This window comes from Actinoplanes sp. NPDC023714 (assembly GCF_040639855.1).
Lineage (GTDB): Bacteria > Actinomycetota > Actinomycetes > Mycobacteriales > Micromonosporaceae > Actinoplanes.
In genome coordinates, this window is sequence record NZ_JBFAAR010000011.1 from 173,717 (window position 1) to 191,473 (window position 17,757).

Consider the following 17,757-nt stretch of genomic DNA (forward strand, 5'->3'; position numbering starts at 1 on the left):
TGACCATGGCCGAGATTCGCGCACCACGCGGTACGTCGTACACGGCTCAGGGGTGGCCGCAAGAAGCCGCCAAGCGCATGTTGATGAACAACCTCGACCCCGATGTGGCCGAAAGGCCGCAGGATCTCGTGGTGTACGGCGGCACCGGCCGGGCCGCCCGCGACTGGCCCTCCTTCCACGCGATCGTCCGTGAGCTGGACACGCTGAAGGGCGACGAGACGCTGCTCGTGCAATCCGGCAAGCCGGTCGGCGTGCTGCGCACCCACGAGTGGGCGCCGCGCGTGCTGATCGCCAACTCGAACCTGGTCGGCGACTGGGCGACCTGGCCGGAGTTCCGCCGGCTCGAGCAGCTGGGGCTGACCATGTACGGCCAGATGACGGCCGGCTCGTGGATCTACATCGGTACCCAGGGCATCCTGCAGGGCACGTACGAGACGTTCGCGGCGGTCGCCGCCAAGAAGTTCCGGGGCGACCTGGCCGGCACCCTGACCCTGACCGGCGGCTGCGGCGGCATGGGCGGCGCGCAGCCCCTCGCCGTCACGATGAACGGCGGCGTCTGCCTCATCGTCGACGTGGACCGGACGCGGCTGCAGCGCCGGGTGGACACGCGCTACCTGGACGTCGTCGCCGACGACCTGGACCAGGCCGTCGAACTCGCGCTGCGGGCGAAGCGCGACCGCAAGGCGCTGAGCGTCGGCGTCGTCGGCAACGCCGCCCTCGTCTTCCCCGAGCTGCTGACCCGGGGCGTCGAGATCGACATCGTGACCGACCAGACCAGCGCCCACGATCCGCTGTCGTACCTGCCGGTCGGCGTGGAGCTGGAGGACGCCGCCGAGTACGCCCGGACCAAGCCGGAGGAGTTCACCGACCGGTCCCGCGCCAGCATGGCGAAGCAGGTCGCCGCGATGGTCGGGTTCATGGACGCCGGCGCCGAGGTGTTCGACTACGGCAACTCGATCCGCGGCGAGGCGCAGCTGGCCGGATACCAGCGGGCCTTCGAGTTCCCCGGGTTCGTGCCGGCGTACATCCGGCCGCTCTTCGCCGAGGGCAAGGGGCCGTTCCGGTGGGCCGCGCTCTCCGGCGACCCCGCCGACATCGCCGCCACCGACCGGGCCGTGCTCGACCTCTTCCCGGAGAACGAGCCGCTCGCCCGGTGGATCAGGATGGCCGGCGAGCGGGTCGCGTTCCAGGGCCTGCCCGCGCGGATCTGCTGGCTCGGGTACGGCGAGCGGGACAGAGCCGGGGTGCGGTTCAACGACATGGTGGCCCGGGGCGAGGTCAGCGCGCCCATCGTGATCGGCCGGGACCACCTCGACTCCGGCTCGGTGGCGTCGCCGTACCGGGAGACCGAGGCGATGCTCGACGGCTCCGACGCGATCGCCGACTGGCCGCTGCTGAACGCGCTCGTCAACACGGCGAGCGGGGCCAGCTGGGTCTCCATCCACCACGGCGGCGGGGTGGGCATCGGCCGGAGCATCCACGCCGGTCAGGTCTGCGTCGCGGACGGCACGGCGCTGGCCGGTCAGAAGATCGAGCGGGTGCTCACCAACGACCCGGCCATGGGCGTGCTGCGGCACGTCGACGCCGGGTATGCGTCGGACTCGGCCGGCGGCGTGCACGTCCCGATGCCGCGATGAGCGCCTTCACCGATCTCTGGAACGAGATCGCCCCGATCGGCCGGACCGAGGGCGGCGGTTACCTGCGGTACGCGCTCTCCGAGCCGGAGCTGACGCTGCGCGACTGGTTCCGCACGCAGGCCGCGCGAAGGGACATGCTGGTCACCGACGACGGCAATGGGAACCTCTTCGCATGGCGGGGCGAACCGTGGGCCCCGGGCACCGTGCTGACCGGGTCACATTTCGACTCGGTGCCGTACGGCGGCGGGTACGACGGGCCGCTCGGGATCGTGAGCGCCTTCCTCGCCGCCGACCGGGTGTCCGCGCCCAACGTCGCGATCGCCGCCTTCTGTGAGGAGGAGGGCGGCCGGTTCGGCGTACCCTGCCTCGGGTCTCGTCTCCTGACCGGCGCGATCGCGCCGCAGAAGGCCGCGGCGCTCCAAGATCGCGAAGGTTTCTCCTTCCGTCAAACGCTGGGTCAAACGCCCGCCGGTCAGGATGCCCGGGTGAGCAATCTCAAGGCATTCGTCGAGCTGCACATCGAGCAGGGCCGTGCGCTCGAGACACCGGTGGGCGTGGCGTCCGCGATCTGGCCGCACGGGCGCTGGCGGATGGATTTCGCCGGCGTCGGCGACCACGCGGGCACCACCCGGATGACCGACCGGCACGATCCGATGCTGACCTTCGCGTTCGCCGTGCTCGCGGCGAACAAGGAGGCCAGGCTCACCGGCGCGCACGCCACGGTGGGCCGGGTGCAGGTCGAGCCGAACGCGACGAACGCCATCCCGTCGCTGGTCCGGGGCTGGCTCGACGCCCGCGCCGCCGATCCGGCGACCCTCGACCAGCTGGTCGAGTCGCTGGTGAAGAAGGTGACCGAGCGGGCCGGCCGGGACGGCACGTCGCTCGAGGTCACGCCGGAGTCGGTGACCGCCGAGGTGGCGTTCGACGAGGCGCTGGCGCGGCGGCTGTCGGCGGTGCTCGGTGGCGCGCCGATCCTGCCGACCGGCGCCGGGCACGACGCCGGGGTGCTGTCCGCGCACGTGCCGACCGCGATGCTCTTCGTGCGCAACCCGACCGGGGTGTCGCACTCCCCCGCCGAGCACGCCTCCGACGAGGACTGCGAGGCGGGCGTCGAGGCGCTGGCGGCGGTGCTGGAGGACTTGGCGTGACCTACTTCGCGGATCACGCCTGGGTCGGCGGCCGGGTGGAGCGAAATGTCCGGATTGAGGTTGCCGGCGGGCTGATCACGTCGGTCTTCCCGGGCGCCGAGGCCGGCGGGATGCGGCTGCGCGGGCTCGTCCTCCCCGGGTTCGCCAACGCGCACTCGCACGCCTTCCACCGGGCGCTGCGCGGGCGCACCCACCGCGATCGCGGCAGCTTCTGGACGTGGCGTGAGCTGATGTACACGGTGGCCGGCCGGCTCGATCCGGACAACTACTTCGCGCTGGCCAGGGCGGTCTACGCGGAGATGGCGATGGCCGGGATCACCGGCGTCGGCGAGTTCCACTACCTGCATCACGGGCCGGACGGCACTCCCTACGCCGATCCCAATGCGATGGGCCACGCGCTCATCGCGGCGGCCCGCGAGGCCGGGATCCGGATCACCCTGCTGGACGCGGTCTACCTGACCGCGAGCGTCGACGGCAAGCCGCTCGAGGGGGTGCAGCGCCGGTTCGGCGACGGCGACTACGACGGGTGGTTCGCCCGATTCGACCGGTTGCCGGGCGGTGACGGCGTCAAGATCGGTGCGGCTCTTCATTCGGTACGGGCGGCGCCGGTCGACGGGATGGCGACGTTCGCGCAGCGCACCGCAGGCCTGCCGGTGCACGTCCACCTCTCCGAGCAGCCCGCCGAGAACGAGGCGTGCCGGGCCGTGCACGGCTGTTCGCCGGCTGAGCTGCTCGACGCGGCGGGCGTCTGGCAGCCGATGACCACGGCGGTGCACGCCACCCATCTGACCGAGGCCGACGTCGGCATCCTCGGCGACGGGCGGTTCGCCTGTTTCTGCCCGACCACCGAGCGCGACCTGGCCGACGGCATCGGGCCGGCCCGGCGGCTCGCCGACGCGGGGGCGACCCTCACGCTCGGCAGCGACAGCCACGCCGTGATCGACTTCTTCGAGGAGGCGCGCGGCCTCGAGCTGGACGAACGGCTCGCCACCCGGCAGCGCGGCCACTTCACCGCCGCCGAGCTGATCACGGCGGCCACCGGCGCGGGCCACCGGTCGCTCGGCTGGCACGACGCCGGGGAGATCGCCGCCGGCAAGCGGGCCGACCTGGTCGCGGTCTCGCTCGGCAGCGTGCGGACCGCGGGCGCCGACCCGGCCGGGCTGATCTTCGCGGCCACCGCGGCGGACGTGACCGACGTGATCGTGGACGGCCGGCCGATCGTCGCCGAGGGCCGCCACCTGTCGATCGACGTGCCCGCCGAACTCCACCGGACGATCAGCGAGGTGCTGCGATGAGTCTCGTCGTCACCGGCATCGGCGAGCTGTTCACCAGCGACCCGCAGACCGGCATCCTGCACGACGCCGCCGTGGTCGTCGAGGGCGACCGGATCGCCTGGGTCGGTCCGTCGTCGCGGGCGCCAGCGGCCGACTCCCGGCTCGACGCGGAGGGCGCCGCGGTGCTGCCCGGGTTCGTCGACAGCCACGCCCACCTGGTCTTCGCCGGCGACCGGGCGGCCGAGTTCGGCGCGCGGATGGCCGGCGAGCCCTACACCGGCGGCGGCATCCGGACCACGATGGCGGCCACCCGCGCCGCGTCCGACGAGGAGTTGCGCCGCAATGCGCGGCGCCTGGTGGGCGAGGCGCTGCGGCAGGGGACCACCACGATCGAGATCAAGAGCGGGTACGGGCTGAACGTGCCGGACGAGGCCCGATCGGTGCGTCTCGCCGCCGAGCTCACCGCGGAGACCACGTTCCTCGGCGCCCATGTCGTGCCGGCCGACTATGCGGGACGCGCCGACGACTATGTCGATCTCGTTCGCGGCGAGATGCTGGAAGCCGTGGTCCCGTGGGCGAAGTGGGTCGACGTCTTCTGCGAGCGCGGCGCGTTCGACGGCGATCAGGCGCGCGCGATCCTGACCGCCGGCGCCGAGCGGGGCCTCGGCCTGCGGCTGCACGCCAACCAGCTCGGGCCCGGCCCGGGCGTGCGGCTCGCGGTGGAGCTGGGCGCCGCCAGCGCCGACCACTGCACCCACCTCGACGACGCCGACGTGGCCGCGCTGGCCGGGTCGGACACCGTCGCGACCCTGCTGCCGGGCGCCGAGTTCTCCACCCGCTCGCCCTACCCGGACGCGCGCCGGCTGCTCGACGCCGGCGCCACGGTCGCCCTCGCGACCGACTGCAACCCGGGCTCGTCGTACACGAGCTCGATGCCGTTCTGCGTGGCCCTGGCCGTGCGGGAGATGCGCATGACCCCCGCCGAGGCCGTCGTCGCGGCGACCGCCGGTGGGGCCGCGGCCCTGCGCCGTACCGATCTGGGCGTGATCCGCCCGGGGGCCCGGGCCGATCTGATCGTGCTCGACGCCCCCTCCCACCTGCACCTGGCCTACCGGCCCGGTGTTCCCTTGATCCGAACCGTTCTGCACGACGGAGTGCTTCAGTGATCGTCACCGCTCAGTCCGCCGGGGTCCGCCCCGAAGACGTCGTCACCGTCCAGCCCACCGGGGTCAGTCCCGCCGACGTCGTCGCCGTCGCCCGGGGCCGCGCCCGCGTCGAGATCTCACCGGCCGCCCTCGAGGCGATGGCCACGAGCCGCGCCATCGTCGACGGCATCGAGGCGTCCGGCCGCCCGGTCTACGGCGTCTCCACCGGATTCGGCGCCCTCGCCAACACCTCGATCGCGCCGGAGCGCCGCGCCGAGCTCCAGCACGCGCTGATCCGCTCGCACGCCGCCGGCATCGGCGCCCCGATGCCGCGCGAGGTGGTCCGGGCCATGATGCTGCTGCGCGTCCGGTCGCTGGCGATGGGCCGGTCCGGGGTCCGCCCGGTGCTCGCCCAGGGCCTCGTCGACCTGCTCAACCACGACATCACGCCGTGGGTGCCGGAGCACGGCTCGCTCGGCGCCTCCGGCGACCTGGCGCCCCTCGCGCACTGCGCGATCGTGCTGCTCGGCGAGGGCTGGGTGCTCGGCAAGGACGGCTCCCGGGTGGCCGCCGCCGAGGCGCTGCGCGCGGCCGGCCTCCACCCGCTCGACCTGGCCGCGAAGGAGGGCCTCGCGCTGATCAACGGCACCGACGGCATGCTCGGCATGCTGCTGCTGGCGATCGCCGACGCGCGGCACCTGTTCGCCATGGCCGACGTGACCACGGCGCTCGCCATCGAGGCGATGCTCGGCTCGGAGCGGCCGTTCCTGCCCGAGCTGCACGCCATCCGGCCCCATCCGGGCCAGGCCGCCTCCGCCGCGAACGTCCACCGGCTGCTCCAGGGGTCCGCCATCATGGACTCGCACCGCGACGACCTGGCGCACGCGGTGCAGGACGCCTACTCGATGCGCTGCGCGCCGCAGGTGGCCGGCGCGGCCCGGGACACGCTCGACTTCGCCTTCCTCGTCGCTTCTCGCGAACTCGTCTCCGTGGTGGACAACCCGGTGGTGCTGCCGGACGGCCGGGTCGAGTCGACCGGCAACTTCCATGGCGCGCCGCTCGGCTTCGCCGCCGACTACCTCGCGATCGCGGCGGCCGAGGTGGGCGCCATCGCCGAGCGCCGGGTGGACCGCCTGCTCGACGTGACCCGCTCCCGCGACCTGCCGCCGTTCCTCTCCCCCGACGCCGGGGTCAACTCCGGGCTGATGATCGCGCAGTACACCGCGGCCGGCATCGTCGCCGAGAACCGCCGGCTCGCCGCGCCCGCCTCGGTCGACTCGCTGCCGACCAGCGGCATGCAGGAGGACCACGTCTCGATGGGCTGGGCGGCCACCAAGAAACTGCGTACCGTCCTCGACAACCTGACCAGCCTGCTCGCTGTCGAACTCCTCGCCGCGGTCCGTGGCCTGCAGCTGCGCGAGCCGCTCACGCCGTCACCGGCGGGCCGGGCCGCGGTGGCCGCGGTGGCGCCGTTCGCGGGCGTGCCGGGGCCGGATCTCTTCCTGGCGCCGGTGCTGGAGCAGGCCCGGACCGTGATCGCGGGACCGGCCCTGCGCGCCGAGATCGAGGCGGCTACCGGGGCGCTCGACTAAGGACGGTCAGACCTGCCAGAGGGCGCTCACCGGCATCGCGCGCATCCGGTCGCCGAAGGGCAGTGTGCTGGTGCCGGTGTAGAGGACGATGCCGGCTACCAGGTCGTCACCGAGCCGGGCGGCGACCTTGCGCAGGCCGGCGAAGTCGTCGGAGCGGACGGTCGAGGCGGCCTTCACCTCGATGGCGACGACCTGCCGCTGCCGGTTCTCCAGGATCACGTCGACCTCGACCCGGTTCTGGTCCCGGTAGTGGTAGAGATCGACGAGCTGGTCCGACCAGGTCGCCTGGCGGGCCAGTTCGGCGATGACGAATCCCTCCAGGAGCGGGCCGAACGGCTGCCCGGGACGCAGCAGCTGGTGCGCGTCGGTGGCGAGCTGCTGGGCGGCGATGCCCGAGTCGACGAAGACCAGCTTGGGCGCGCGGGTGGCCCGGCTGCCGAGGTTGCGGGACCAGCCGGGGATCCGCTTGACCAGGAAGACCGGGCGCGAGCTCTCGATTTGCGGAGGGGGAGGCTTTCGATCTGCGGCGCTCCCGGCTTCCGATCGCGGGGCCGGGAGCGTCGGTGATCTCAGCGGGGCAGTTCCTTGGCGATGACCTTGGCCAGCTCGCGGAAGGCCTTGCCCCGGTGGCTGATGGCGTCCTTCTCGGCGGGGCTGAGCTCGGCGTTCGTACGCTCCTGGCCGTCGCCCACGAAGATCGGGTCGTACCCGAAGCCGCCCTCGCCGCGACGGCTGCGCAGCAGCCGGCCGGTCTGGCGGCCCTCGACCAGGTGCTCGCGGCCGTTCGGCAGGACCAGGGCGGCCGCGCAGACGAACGCGCCACCGCGGTGCTCGTCGGCGACGTCGGAGATCTGTGCCAGGACGAGGTCGAGGTTGGCCTGGTCGTCGCCGTGCCGGCCGGACCAGCGGGCGCTGAAGACGCCGGGCATGCCGTTCAGCGCGTTCACCGCGATGCCGGAGTCGTCGGCCACCGTGGGCAGGCCGGTGCGCTTCGCGCCCTCCCGGGCCTTGATCAGCGCGTTCTCGCCGAAGGTGAGGCCGGTCTCCGGGACGTCCGGGTAGTCCGGGAAGTCGCCGAGGCCGACCAGCTCCACCTGCGAGAGGCCGAGGGCGGCGTCGAGGATGCGCTGGAGCTCCGCGAGCTTCTTCTGGTTGCCCGTGGCGAGCAGCAGCCGGGCGCTCACGCCGCCAGCGCCTTCTGCTGGGCCGCGGCCAACTCGGCGCATCCGAGCACACCGAGGTCGAGCATCGCGTCCATCTGGGCCCGTTTGAACACGCCGTTCTCCCCCGTTCCCTGCACCTCGACGAAGTCGCCGGCGGCGGTGCACACCACGTTCATGTCGACCTCGGCGGAGACGTCCTCGTCGTACATGAGGTCGAGCCGGGCCTCGCCGTGGATGATGCCGACGCTCACCGCCTGGATCGACGTGTGCAGCACCTTGTCGATCTTGCCGGCCAGCGACTTGCGGTCGGCCAGCCAGGTGACAGCGTCGTGCAGGGCGACGTACGCCCCGGTGATCGCGGCGGTGCGGGTGCCGCCGTCGGCCTGCAGCACGTCGCAGTCGAGGACGATCGAGTTCTCGCCGAGCGCCTTCAGGTCGATGCAGGCCCGCAGGCTGCGGCCGATCAGGCGGGAGATCTCCTGCGTACGCCCGCCGAGCTTGCCCTTCACGCTCTCCCGGTCACCGCGGGTGTTCGTGGCGCGCGGCAGCATCGAGTATTCGGCGGTCACCCAGCCGAGCCCGGAGCCCTTGCGCCAGCGCGGCACCCCCTCGGTGACACTCGCGGTGCACAGCACCCGGGTGTTGCCGAATTCCACAAGCACCGATCCCTCGGGGTGGATGCTCCAATGCCGGGACAGCGTCACCGGTCGCAGCTGGTCGGCCGCTCGGCCGTCGGGTCGCGCCATGCCCCAACCCTATGCGTACCGCGCGGCGCCCGCTTCGTCCGCCCCGGGCTTCCGGCTCAGCGGCACCGCCGGCACCGCGGGCCGCAGCAGCGCGGCCGCTTCGCCCGCCCCGAGATTCCGGCCCGCCGGCACCGCGGGCCGCAGCATCGCGGCCGTGCGGATCACCGCGGGCGACGGCTCCCCGAGCGCGCCGTGCGCCCGCAGGAACCCCTGCACCGCGGCCGGCCAGCCGAAGTTCTCGGCGCGGGCGCGGGCCGCGGCCCGGCGCTCCACCCGGGGACGCTCCATGAGCGAGCTGACCGCGTCGGCGAACGCGTCGGCGGTGCCCGGCACCGCGATGCCGGCGTCGCCGACCACCTCGGGCAGGGCGCTCTGCTCGTTCACGACGACCGGGGTGCCGCAGGCCAGTGACTCCAGCGCGGCCAGCCCGAACGTCTCCACCGGACCGGGTGCGAGCGTCACGTCGGCGCTGGCCAGCAGCGTGGCGACGTCGGCCCGCTCGGCGATGTGGCCGGCGAAGCGGACCGGCAGCCGGGCCGCGCGGTACGCCAGGGCGGTGCGCCGCGTGCCGTCGCCGGCCATCACGAGCACGGCCGGGATCTTGCCGTTGCGCAGCGCCGCGACCGCGTCGACGGCGAGCTCGGGACGCTTCGCCGCGGACAGCCGGCTCGCGTAGACCAGCAGCAGCTCGTCGGGGCGGGCGTACCGGGCGCGGACGCTGACGTCCATCCGGCCCGGGTTGAAGACGTCGAGGTCGACGCCGAGCGGCACCTCGACCAGGTTCGGCACGTCGAGGCGGCGGAATTCGGCGGCCGCGAACGAGGTGGTGCAGACGATCGTGTCGAAGACCTCGGCGGTACGCCGGTTGAGCCGGTCGGCGAGGGCGTCGCGTTTCGGCATGCCCCAGACGCCGAGCACGCCGGCCAGGCTCTCGTGGGAGACCATCATCGAGCGCACGCCGCGCTGCCGCGCCCAGGTGCCGGTCCAGCGCAGGGTGGTGCGGTCGGAGACCTCGATGCGGTCCGGCTCCAGGCTGTCCAGCAGCTTGGTGATCTCACGCCGGCCGGCGAGGACCCGGTAGCCGCCGGTGCGGGGCAGCGGGGCGCTCGGCAGCGTGATGACCCGGCCCTGCTTGGTCACCTTGTCCGAGTACCGGCGTCCGGGAATGATCAGGACGGCTTCGTGCCCGGCGCGTTGATAACCCCGGCCCAGCTGGCGCAGTGCGGTGCGCAGACCTCCGGTGTGCACCGTGACGAAGTTGGCCAGGCGAACGATGCGCAATGCGACAACTCCAAGATCACGACACGTGGTGCATCGGTGCAAGCCGATTCGCCCCCGCACACCGGCTCAGAGATCGTATCTGGCCCCGGGCCGCACCACTTCGACCGGTCCCGCGTACGCGGCGCTGGCCGCCTCCACAATAGATGCCTCACTGGCCCAAGCCGGAACCAAATGGGTCAACAGGAGACGCCCCACATCGGCCTTGGTGGCGGCCTCGCCCGCTTCCCCGCCGGTGAGGTGCAGGTCAGGAGGGTTGGGCGCGCCGTCGAGGTAACTCGCCTCACAGAGGAACAGGTCGGCGCCGGCGGCCAGGCGCAGCAACGCGTCGCAGGGGGCGGTGTCCGACGAGTACGCCAGGACGCGCCCGTTGTGCTCGATGCGGACGCCGTACGTCTCCACGGGGTGATTGACCCGGTCGACGGTGACGGTGAGCGGGCCGATCGGGAACGTGCCGGGCTGGAGACCGTAGAACGTGTAGACGTCGTCGACCGGCTCGCCCTCGGTGCTGTAGGCGGCCGCGATGCGCTCGGCGGCGCCGAGAGGGGCGTAGACCGGGACCGGCGGCAGCGGGCCGGCGGGGTCGTAGCGGCGGACCACGACGTAGGTGCACGCGTCGAGCATGTGATCGCAGTGCAGATGGGTCAGGAGGATCGCGTCGACCTTGCGCATGTCCGAGTACCGCTGCAGAGCGGACAGCGAACCGGAACCGAAGTCGATCAGGAGCCGGTATCCCTCGGCCTCCACGAGATAGGCCGAACACGCCGACTCGGGGCCGGGGAAACTGCCGGCACAACCGAGAACGGTTAGTCGCATGCGGTTTCCTCTGGGTCACATCGGGTCGAACAACACCGGGTCGTCCAGGCCCCGCACGACCGGCCCGCGCTGGACTTGTCAGACCAGTCAATCACGGAGCGAAGCGTACGCCCCGACCAGTGCTGGAAGTAAACAACTGATCGATTTGTCGTCAAATCGACAACGCACATCACAACCACCGTGACCTCGGTCATCACGATTTCTACCGTCACGTCCGGTGACCTGTCGGCGTTGCTCAGGGTAGTACGTCGAAGGTCATCTGATGGAGGCGACGTGACCGCGGTCGAGCAGGTCCGCACTACCCGATCCGCGCCCGCGGAAAACGCACCGCTTCTCGCGTCGGCCGAGGACCCGGGCGTCTTCCGGTTCCCCGCTCCGGAGGACCCGGCGCCGGGTCAGGCGCGGATGCTGGCGATGGCGCTCTACGGCACCGCGCTCGGGCTCACCGGCGTGGGCGTCGGCCTCTACGCGGTCATCGCGGTCTTCGGTGGGGCGCCCGGCTGGTACCTGCCGGTGCTCGGGCTGCTCACCCTGCTGAGCGTGGTGCCGACGGCGGCCGCGTTCCTCGCCATCCACGAGCGGCATCTGCCGTGGTGGCTGCTGATCGCGGCCGCGCCGCCGATGGCCGCCGCCGTGGCAGTGGCCCTCTCCTACTAAGCCCTCAGGCCCAGAGCTGGCCTTCGAGCGCTTCTTCCGCGTCGTTGAGCGTGCCGCCGTAAGCGCCGGTGGACAGGTACTTGAACCCGCCGTCGGCGATCACGAACGCGACGTCGGCGCGCTTGCCCTCCTTGACGGCGGCGTGCGCCACCGCGAGGGCGGCGTGCAGGATCGCGCCGCTGGAGAAGCCCGCGAAGATCCCCTCGACTTCGACGAGCTGACGGGTACGGAGTACCGCGTCCCGGGTCCCGACGGAGAAGCGCCGGTCCAGCACGGATGCGTCGTAGAGTTCCGGGACGTAACCCTCGTCGATGTTGCGGAGACCGTAGACGAGCTCGCCGTACCGTGGCTCGGCGGCCACGATCTGGATGCCCTCGACCTTCTCCTTGAGGAACCGGCCGGTGCCCATCAGGGTGCCGGTGGTGCCCAGGCCGGCCACGAAGTGCGTGATCGTCGGCAGGTCGTGCAGCAGTTCCGGACCGGTGGTCTCGTAGTGCGCGCGGGCGTTCGCCGGGTTGCCGTACTGGTAGAGCATCTTCCAGTCGGGGTGCTCGGCGGCGATCTGCTTGGCGGTCGCGACGGCCTGGTTCGAGCCACCGGCGGCCGGCGAGAAGATGATCTCCGCGCCGTACATCCGGAGCAGCTGGACCCGCTCGGCCGAGACGTTCTCCGGCATCACGCAGACCAGCCGGTAGCCCCGCAGCTTCGCGACCATGGCGAGCGCGATGCCGGTGTTGCCGCTGGTCGGCTCGAGGATGGTGTCACCGGGACGCAGGTGCCCGGTCTCCTCCGCCTCGCGGACCATGAACAGCGCGGCACGGTCCTTGATGCTGCCGGTCGGGTTCCGGTCCTCGAGCTTGGCCCACAGCCGCACCGGCGGCGCCCCCTCGGGCACCGCCGGCGAGAGGCGGGGCAGGCCGACGAGCGGCGTGCCCCCGCACGCGTCGAGCAGGCTCTCGAAGCGAGCCATCAGATCAGAGCCCGAGGTAGGCGGCGGCCGCCGCGAAGCCCAGGGCGCCACCGGCGACGGCCGGCAGGATGGTGATCGAGTCGCCGTCCTTCAGCTTCGCGTCGAGCGCGCCGAGGAAGCGGACGTCCTCGTCGTTCACGTAGATGTTGACGAACCGGTGCAGGTTGCCCTCGGCCGTGATGAGCCGGCCCTTGAGGCCGCTGTGCTTGGCGTCGAGGTCGTCGATCAGGCCGGTGAGCGTGTCGCCGGAACCCTCGACGATCTTCGAGCCGCCGGTGTAGCTGCGCAGGATGGTGGGGACGCGGACTTCGATAGCCATGACTGTCATGCTCCTAGAGAGGGTCGTTCATGAAAAAGGGCAGGGGGTCGGGTGGGAGCGTCGCTCAGCGACACTCGTAAAACACCGACACCGGGCTCTGCCCGAACATGTACGACTGCACGGCACTCACCTTCACGCGTCCACCGTCGCATCCACGATGTTGACCTCTTCCTCGGTCACCACACCGTCCACGATACGGAACGATCGGATCTCCTCCGAGTCCGGCTCACGGGTCGAGACGAGAAGATAGTGCGCCTCCGGCCAACCGGCGATGTCCGCGTCGGTGCGCGACGGGTACGCCTCGGTCGCCGTGTGCGAGTGGTAGATCACCACGGCCTCTTCGTCCCGGTCGTCCATCTCGCGCCAGACCCGCAGGTATTCCATCGAGTCGAACTCGTAGAACGTCATCGATCGAGCGGCGTTGTCCATCGGGATGTGCCGCGCCGGGACGTCGCTGCCGATCGGCCCGGCGACGACGCCGCAGGCCTCGTCCGGGTGGTCCCGGCGGGCGTGGGCGACGATCGCGTCGATGATCGCCTTGTCGATGGTCAGCACGGCGTTCACATTACCGAAAGAATTCGGGTTGCCGGGCGTGGCGGTCCCCACACCGACCGCTACTTGATCTCCGGCAGGGCATTGAGCAACGACTCTTGGAGGTAGCCCAGATAGGCGTAGACGGACAGCTGGAAGACCCGGCTCGAACCGGGGTCCTCGAGCACCGCGTCGTCCAGCTCCTCGGCCAGATCGGTGTCGGCCTGGATCTCCAGGCGGGTGCCCATCGCGAGCCGGGCGTCGTTGATCGCCCGCAGCCAGGCCTCGGCGGCCTCGCCGTCGAGGCGCACCTCGCCCTCACCCTCGTCCGGCAGGGCCGCCAGGATCGCGCCCGCCTGGTCGATCTTGTGGGTCTTGAGGTCGCCCTCGGTGTAGAGCCGGAACTCGCTCGAGTCGTCCGGCCGGTCCGGATAGATGTCCGGGAACAGCCGGGACACCACCGGATCGGTGTGGTCCATGCCGTCGGTCAGCAGCCCGACCACCTCGCCCGCGACCTTTCGCAGCACGCGGACCTCGTCGTGCTCGAAGGTGGCCACGCAGTGACCGCCAATGCGTCGGAACATGCTCTTCCCCACTCAGGCCCGGTCGACCGTAGCCCAGAGACCGTATCCGTGCAGCTGGTTGGCGTCCATCTCCATGCGCTCCCGGGCGCCGGTGGAGACCACCGCCTTGCCCTTGGTGTGCACGTCCATCATCAGCTGCTCCGCTTTCTCCTTGCTGTAACCGAAGAGCTTCTGAAAGACCCAGGTCACGTACGACATGAGGTTGACCGGATCGTCCCAGACGATGGTCACCCACGGCCGGTCGGCAGCCGGTTCTTCTTCGATCTCCGGCGTCTCGACGGGAGCAACCTGAGGTAACGCCATGCCCCCCATGTTGCCACCGGTTTCGCCGGATCGGTGAACCGGTGCGACGAACCGCTGGTCACGGGCTCTTCGACGCCCGCGCGCCGCGAATTCCGCTCCGGCGCAATAGGGTAGGGATCGTGGAGACCAGCACCCCCGCCTTGATGACCGATCACTACGAGCTGACCATGATCAGCGCGGCTCTCAAGGACGGCACCGCGTCACGCAGCTGCGTCTTCGAGGTCTTCGCTCGGCGCCTGCCGACCGGCCGGCGGTACGGCGTGGTCGCCGGCACCGGCCGGCTCATCGAGCTGATCAGGGATTTCCGGTTCGATCCGGCCGAGGTCGACTACCTGCGCACGGCCGGCGTGGTGGACGAGACCACGGCGAAGTGGCTGGCGGACTACCGGTTCACCGGCGACATCGAGGGCTACGCCGAGGGTGAGCTCTTCTTCCCCGGATCGCCGATCCTGACCGTCACCGGCACGTTCGCCGAATGCGTGGTGCTGGAGACGCTGATCCTGTCGGTGCTCAACCACGACAGCGCGATCGCGGCGGCCGCGGCCCGCATGGTCACCGCCGCCCGGGGCCGTCCGATCATCGAGATGGGCTCCCGCCGTACCCATGAGCATGCGGCAGTGGCCGCAGCACGCGCCTCCTATCTCGCGGGTTTCGCCTCCACCTCGAACCTCGCGGCCGGGCGCGCCTACGGCATCCCGACCACCGGCACGTCGGCGCACGCGTTCACGCTGCTGCACGACGACGAGCCGACGGCGTTCGGATCCCAGGTGGCGGCGCTCGGCAAGAACACCACGCTGCTCGTCGACACGTACGACATCAGCCAGGGCATCCGGAACGCCATCGCGGTCGCCGGCCCCGACCTGCGGGCCGTGCGGATCGACTCGGGTGACCTGTCGGTGCTGGCCCAGCAGAGCCGCGAGCTGCTCGACTCGCTCGGCGCCACGGAGACGAAGATCGTCGTTTCGGGTGACATGGACGAGTACTCGATCGCGACGCTCGCGGCCGAGCCGGTCGACATGTACGGCGCCGGCACCGCTGTCGTCACCGGCTCCGGGGCGCCCACCGCCGGCCTCGTCTACAAGCTGGTCGAGGTCGAGGGCCGGCCGGTCGTGAAGCGCTCGGAGAACAAGGCGACCGTCGGCGGCCGCAAGGTCGCGGTCCGCCGCCACAAGCCGACCGGCACCGCCATCGAGGAGATCATCTACTCCCAGGGCGTGCCCGACCACCAGGCCGGCGACCGCCTGCTGCAGCGCACGTTCATCCAGGCCGGCGAGGTGCAGGCGATGCCCGCGCTGCCGGAGTCCCGGGAACACCTGCGGCAGTGCCTGATCTCCATCCCGTGGGAGGGCCTCAAGCTCTCCGCCGGCGATCCCGCCATCCCCGTCGTCATCGTTCCCACCGCTTAAGAGGGGTTTTCATGCCGCGCGCGCTGATCATCGTCGACGTGCAGAACGACTTCTGCGAGGGCGGTTCGCTGGCCGTGGCCGGCGGCGCCGCGGTCGCCAAGGGCATCTCGCTGGTCCTCGCCAAGGCCGGTGAGCGCTGGGACCACGTGGTCGCGACCAAGGACTACCACGTCGACCCGGGCAACCACTTCAGCGATCACCCGGACTACGTCGACACCTGGCCGGCGCACTGCGTGGTCGGCTCCTCGGGCGCCGACTTCCACCCCGAGCTCGCCACCGACCGGATCGAGGCGATCTTCCACAAGGGCGAGCACCAGGCGGCGTACTCCGGCTTCGAAGGTCACACCGACGCGGGCGAAACCCTCGCAAGCTGGTTGCAGGACCGGGGAGTCACCGACGTCGAGGTCGTGGGCATTGCGACAGACCATTGCGTACGGGCGACCGCGCTCGACGCGGCGGCCGCCGGCTTCACCACGACGGTCGTCCTGGAACTGACCGCCGGTGTCGCCCGCGCCACGACGGACGCCGCCCTGGAGCAGTTCCGCGCCGCCTCGATCGCCACCACCGGCTCGCCCGTTGTCGACGCCTGAGGTCAGGCCGTTCGAGGACGCCGACTGGCCCGGGGTCTGGGAGATCATCAGCGAGGTGATCACGGCGCGGGAGACGTTCCCGTACGACCCGGCGATGGAGCCGGCGGCGGCCCGCGCCATGTGGGTCGAGCAGCCGCCCGGCCTCACCGTGGTGGCGTCGTCCGGCGGCGCCGTGCTCGGCACCGCCAAGATGGGCCCGAACCGGGGCGGACCCGGCGCGCACGTCGCCACCGCGAGCTTCATGGTGGCGTCGGCGGCCCGCGGCCGGGGCGTCGGCGGCGCGCTGTCCCGGTTCGCCGTGGACTGGGCGCGCCGCAACGGGTACGCGGCCATGCAGTTCAACGCCGTCGTGGAGACCAACACGGTGGCCGTCGACCTCTACCGCCGCCTCGGCTTCCAGATCATCGGAACGGTTCCCCGCTCCTTCGAACACCCCGCGCACGGGCGGGTCGGCCTGCACCTGATGCATCTGGAATTCTGACCCGATGCTCGTCGATCTCTGGCCGCTCTTCGGCCTGGTCATCCGCACGCCCCGGCTCGAACTCCGGCTGCCCCGCGACTTCCCGGTCGTCCGCCAGGTCACCACCTGGCCGTGGCTCGGCCTCCCGCACCACGGCAGGGGCTACGGCACCGAGGCCCGGACCGGGCTGCTCGCGCTCGCCTTCGACCACCTCGGCGCCACGTCGGCCCGCACCGACGTGTTCCGGGACAACCACGCGTCCCAGGCCGTGTCCCGCAAACTGGGGTACGAACCGGACGGCATCTCCATCGACGCGAGGGACGGCGAGGCCCTCGTCTCCGACCGTCTCCGCCTGACGCGCGCCGGGTGGCTCGCCCGCGACCACGCCGCGGTGACCGTGGACGGCCTGAAACCCTGCCTCCCGCACTTCTTCCCTGGCGATACCCTGGGCATGATCACGGGATGAGCGATCAGAGCTTCCTCCTGCTGCACGGCTGGCAGAACCGCCGCCCACCGGAACACTGGCAGCACTGGCTCGCCGGCGAGCTGACCGCCCTCGGCCACGCTGTCGACTACCCGCAGCTGCCCGACCCGGACTTCCCGCAACTCGACGACTGGCTGGCCGAGCTCCGCACCCGGGTGGCCGCCATGCCCGGCACCCGGCGAACCGTCCTCTGCCACAGCCTCGGCTGCCTGCTCTGGCTCAACGCCGCCGCCCGGTCCGAGGTGCCCCTCCAGGTCGATCGGGTCCTGCTCGTGGCTCCCCCGTCCCCCTCGGTGACCCTCAGCCACCCGGAGATCGCCGGCTTCGCCCACCCGCCGGTGAGTCCCGCCCGGTTGCGGGCGGCCTCCCGATACACCCGCCTCGTGGGAACCGACAACGACCCCTACTTTCCCGAGGACATCCGGACCGTCTACGCCGGCCTCGACATCCCGATCGACGTCCTCCCCGGCGCGGCCCACCTCAACATGGATTCCGGCTACGGCCCCTGGCCCTCGATCCTCGCCTGGTCCCAGGGCCCCGACGACACCCCACTGGAGCGACGCCCCGCCTGACCGTCCCCATCCCCCGGCTGCAGCCAGTGGTCGCCGGCCACGCTCCCCAACAGCCATGGACTGCAGCCAAACCGGACCGGCT

The 17,757-nt window shown here is 71.7% G+C and carries 20 protein-coding genes and 1 pseudogene; 11 read left to right on the forward strand and 10 right to left on the reverse strand.

The genetic code is table 11. The features are described from left to right. The first annotated feature begins 5 nt into the window (after positions 1–5). From AB0G10_RS36085 to hutH, 5 genes are read left to right on the forward strand one after another with little or no spacing between them, the layout of a single operon-like run. Positions 6–1,637 carry a urocanate hydratase gene (locus AB0G10_RS36085; protein WP_360932394.1) on the forward strand — a complete coding sequence of 544 codons (1,632 nt, stop codon included), beginning with the start codon at positions 6–8 and terminating at the stop codon, positions 1,635–1,637. Further along, positions 1,634–2,785, forward strand: coding sequence for an allantoate amidohydrolase (locus AB0G10_RS36090; protein WP_360932397.1), 1,152 nt, complete (start codon positions 1,634–1,636; stop codon positions 2,783–2,785). The genes AB0G10_RS36085 and AB0G10_RS36090 overlap by 4 nt, the downstream gene beginning before the upstream one ends. Further along, entirely contained in the window at positions 2,782–4,080 is a 1,299-nt protein-coding gene (locus tag AB0G10_RS36095; protein ID WP_360932400.1) for a formimidoylglutamate deiminase, read from the forward strand. Before AB0G10_RS36090 ends, AB0G10_RS36095 begins: the two co-directional genes overlap by 4 nt. Then, positions 4,077–5,225, forward strand: a complete 1,149-nt coding sequence (hutI, locus tag AB0G10_RS36100) for an imidazolonepropionase (RefSeq protein WP_360932403.1) — start codon at positions 4,077–4,079, stop codon at positions 5,223–5,225. The genes AB0G10_RS36095 and hutI overlap by 4 nt, the downstream gene beginning before the upstream one ends. Continuing rightward, positions 5,222–6,796 (forward strand): histidine ammonia-lyase, encoded by a 1,575-nt coding sequence (gene hutH, locus AB0G10_RS36105; RefSeq protein WP_360932406.1) that lies wholly within the window; start codon positions 5,222–5,224, stop codon positions 6,794–6,796. The genes hutI and hutH overlap by 4 nt, the downstream gene beginning before the upstream one ends. 6 nt (positions 6,797–6,802) lie before the next feature. Here hutH and AB0G10_RS36110 read toward each other — a convergent pair whose 3' ends face one another. The 5 genes from AB0G10_RS36110 to AB0G10_RS36130 form a co-directional block, all read right to left on the reverse strand. Further along, positions 6,803–7,369 (reverse strand): DUF4143 domain-containing protein, encoded by a 567-nt coding sequence (locus tag AB0G10_RS36110; protein WP_360932795.1) that lies wholly within the window; start codon positions 7,367–7,369, stop codon positions 6,803–6,805. Continuing rightward, positions 7,366–7,980 (reverse strand): RdgB/HAM1 family non-canonical purine NTP pyrophosphatase, encoded by a 615-nt coding sequence (rdgB, locus tag AB0G10_RS36115; RefSeq protein WP_360932409.1) that lies wholly within the window; start codon positions 7,978–7,980, stop codon positions 7,366–7,368. The genes AB0G10_RS36110 and rdgB overlap by 4 nt, the downstream gene beginning before the upstream one ends. After that, positions 7,977–8,705, reverse strand: coding sequence for a ribonuclease PH (gene rph / locus AB0G10_RS36120; protein WP_360932412.1), 729 nt, complete (start codon positions 8,703–8,705; stop codon positions 7,977–7,979). The genes rdgB and rph overlap by 4 nt, the downstream gene beginning before the upstream one ends. 9 nt (positions 8,706–8,714) lie before the next feature. Continuing rightward, the gene (locus AB0G10_RS36125) at positions 8,715–9,986 is read right to left on the reverse strand and encodes a glycosyltransferase (protein ID WP_360932415.1); all 1,272 of its coding nucleotides are present in this window, start codon (positions 9,984–9,986) and stop codon (positions 8,715–8,717) included. A 66-nt stretch (positions 9,987–10,052) separates the two neighbouring features. Next, the gene (locus tag AB0G10_RS36130) at positions 10,053–10,799 is read right to left on the reverse strand and encodes an MBL fold metallo-hydrolase (RefSeq protein WP_360932418.1); all 747 of its coding nucleotides are present in this window, start codon (positions 10,797–10,799) and stop codon (positions 10,053–10,055) included. A 273-nt stretch (positions 10,800–11,072) separates the two neighbouring features. Between AB0G10_RS36130 and AB0G10_RS36135 the strand changes: the two genes are divergently transcribed. Further along, complete coding sequence (locus tag AB0G10_RS36135; RefSeq protein WP_360932421.1) at positions 11,073–11,456, forward strand: hypothetical protein; 384 nt, start codon at positions 11,073–11,075, stop codon at positions 11,454–11,456. A 4-nt stretch (positions 11,457–11,460) separates the two neighbouring features. Here the strand turns inward: AB0G10_RS36135 and AB0G10_RS36140 are convergent, their stop codons facing one another. The 5 genes and pseudogenes from AB0G10_RS36140 to clpS all read right to left on the reverse strand — a co-directional run bounded on the left by AB0G10_RS36140 (position 11,461) and on the right by clpS (position 14,163). Continuing rightward, a complete protein-coding gene (locus AB0G10_RS36140; protein ID WP_360932423.1) occupies positions 11,461–12,426 on the reverse strand; it encodes a cysteine synthase in 966 nt (321 codons plus the stop codon). A gap of 4 nt (positions 12,427–12,430) precedes the next feature. Continuing rightward, positions 12,431–12,745, reverse strand: coding sequence for a MoaD family protein (locus AB0G10_RS36145; protein WP_360932426.1), 315 nt, complete (start codon positions 12,743–12,745; stop codon positions 12,431–12,433). 64 nt (positions 12,746–12,809) lie between these two features. Beyond that, positions 12,810–13,300, reverse strand: a pseudogene (locus tag AB0G10_RS36150) (M67 family metallopeptidase). Positions 13,301–13,359: 59 nt separating this feature from the next. After that, positions 13,360–13,860 carry a DUF2017 domain-containing protein gene (locus tag AB0G10_RS36155; protein WP_360932428.1) on the reverse strand — a complete coding sequence of 167 codons (501 nt, stop codon included), beginning with the start codon at positions 13,858–13,860 and terminating at the stop codon, positions 13,360–13,362. A 12-nt stretch (positions 13,861–13,872) separates the two neighbouring features. Beyond that, positions 13,873–14,163, reverse strand: coding sequence for an ATP-dependent Clp protease adapter ClpS (gene clpS / locus AB0G10_RS36160; protein WP_014441056.1), 291 nt, complete (start codon positions 14,161–14,163; stop codon positions 13,873–13,875). A gap of 119 nt (positions 14,164–14,282) precedes the next feature. Here clpS and AB0G10_RS36165 point away from each other — a divergent pair, with 119 nt between their 5' ends. From AB0G10_RS36165 to AB0G10_RS36185, 5 genes are read left to right on the forward strand one after another with little or no spacing between them, the layout of a single operon-like run. Then, complete coding sequence (locus tag AB0G10_RS36165) at positions 14,283–15,569, forward strand: nicotinate phosphoribosyltransferase (RefSeq protein WP_360932431.1); 1,287 nt, start codon at positions 14,283–14,285, stop codon at positions 15,567–15,569. Positions 15,570–15,580: 11 nt separating this feature from the next. Then, on the forward strand, positions 15,581–16,159 hold the full coding sequence (locus AB0G10_RS36170) for an isochorismatase family protein (protein WP_360932434.1): 579 nt from the start codon (positions 15,581–15,583) through the stop codon (positions 16,157–16,159). Continuing rightward, positions 16,146–16,640, forward strand: a complete 495-nt coding sequence (locus AB0G10_RS36175) for a GNAT family N-acetyltransferase (protein ID WP_360932437.1) — start codon at positions 16,146–16,148, stop codon at positions 16,638–16,640. The genes AB0G10_RS36170 and AB0G10_RS36175 overlap by 14 nt, the downstream gene beginning before the upstream one ends. A 4-nt stretch (positions 16,641–16,644) precedes the next feature. After that, a complete protein-coding gene (locus AB0G10_RS36180) occupies positions 16,645–17,085 on the forward strand; it encodes a GNAT family protein (RefSeq protein ID WP_360932440.1) in 441 nt (146 codons plus the stop codon). Beyond that, positions 17,082–17,675 carry an alpha/beta hydrolase gene (locus AB0G10_RS36185; RefSeq protein WP_360932443.1) on the forward strand — a complete coding sequence of 198 codons (594 nt, stop codon included), beginning with the start codon at positions 17,082–17,084 and terminating at the stop codon, positions 17,673–17,675. Before AB0G10_RS36180 ends, AB0G10_RS36185 begins: the two co-directional genes overlap by 4 nt. The last annotated feature ends 82 nt before the right edge of the window (positions 17,676–17,757 follow it).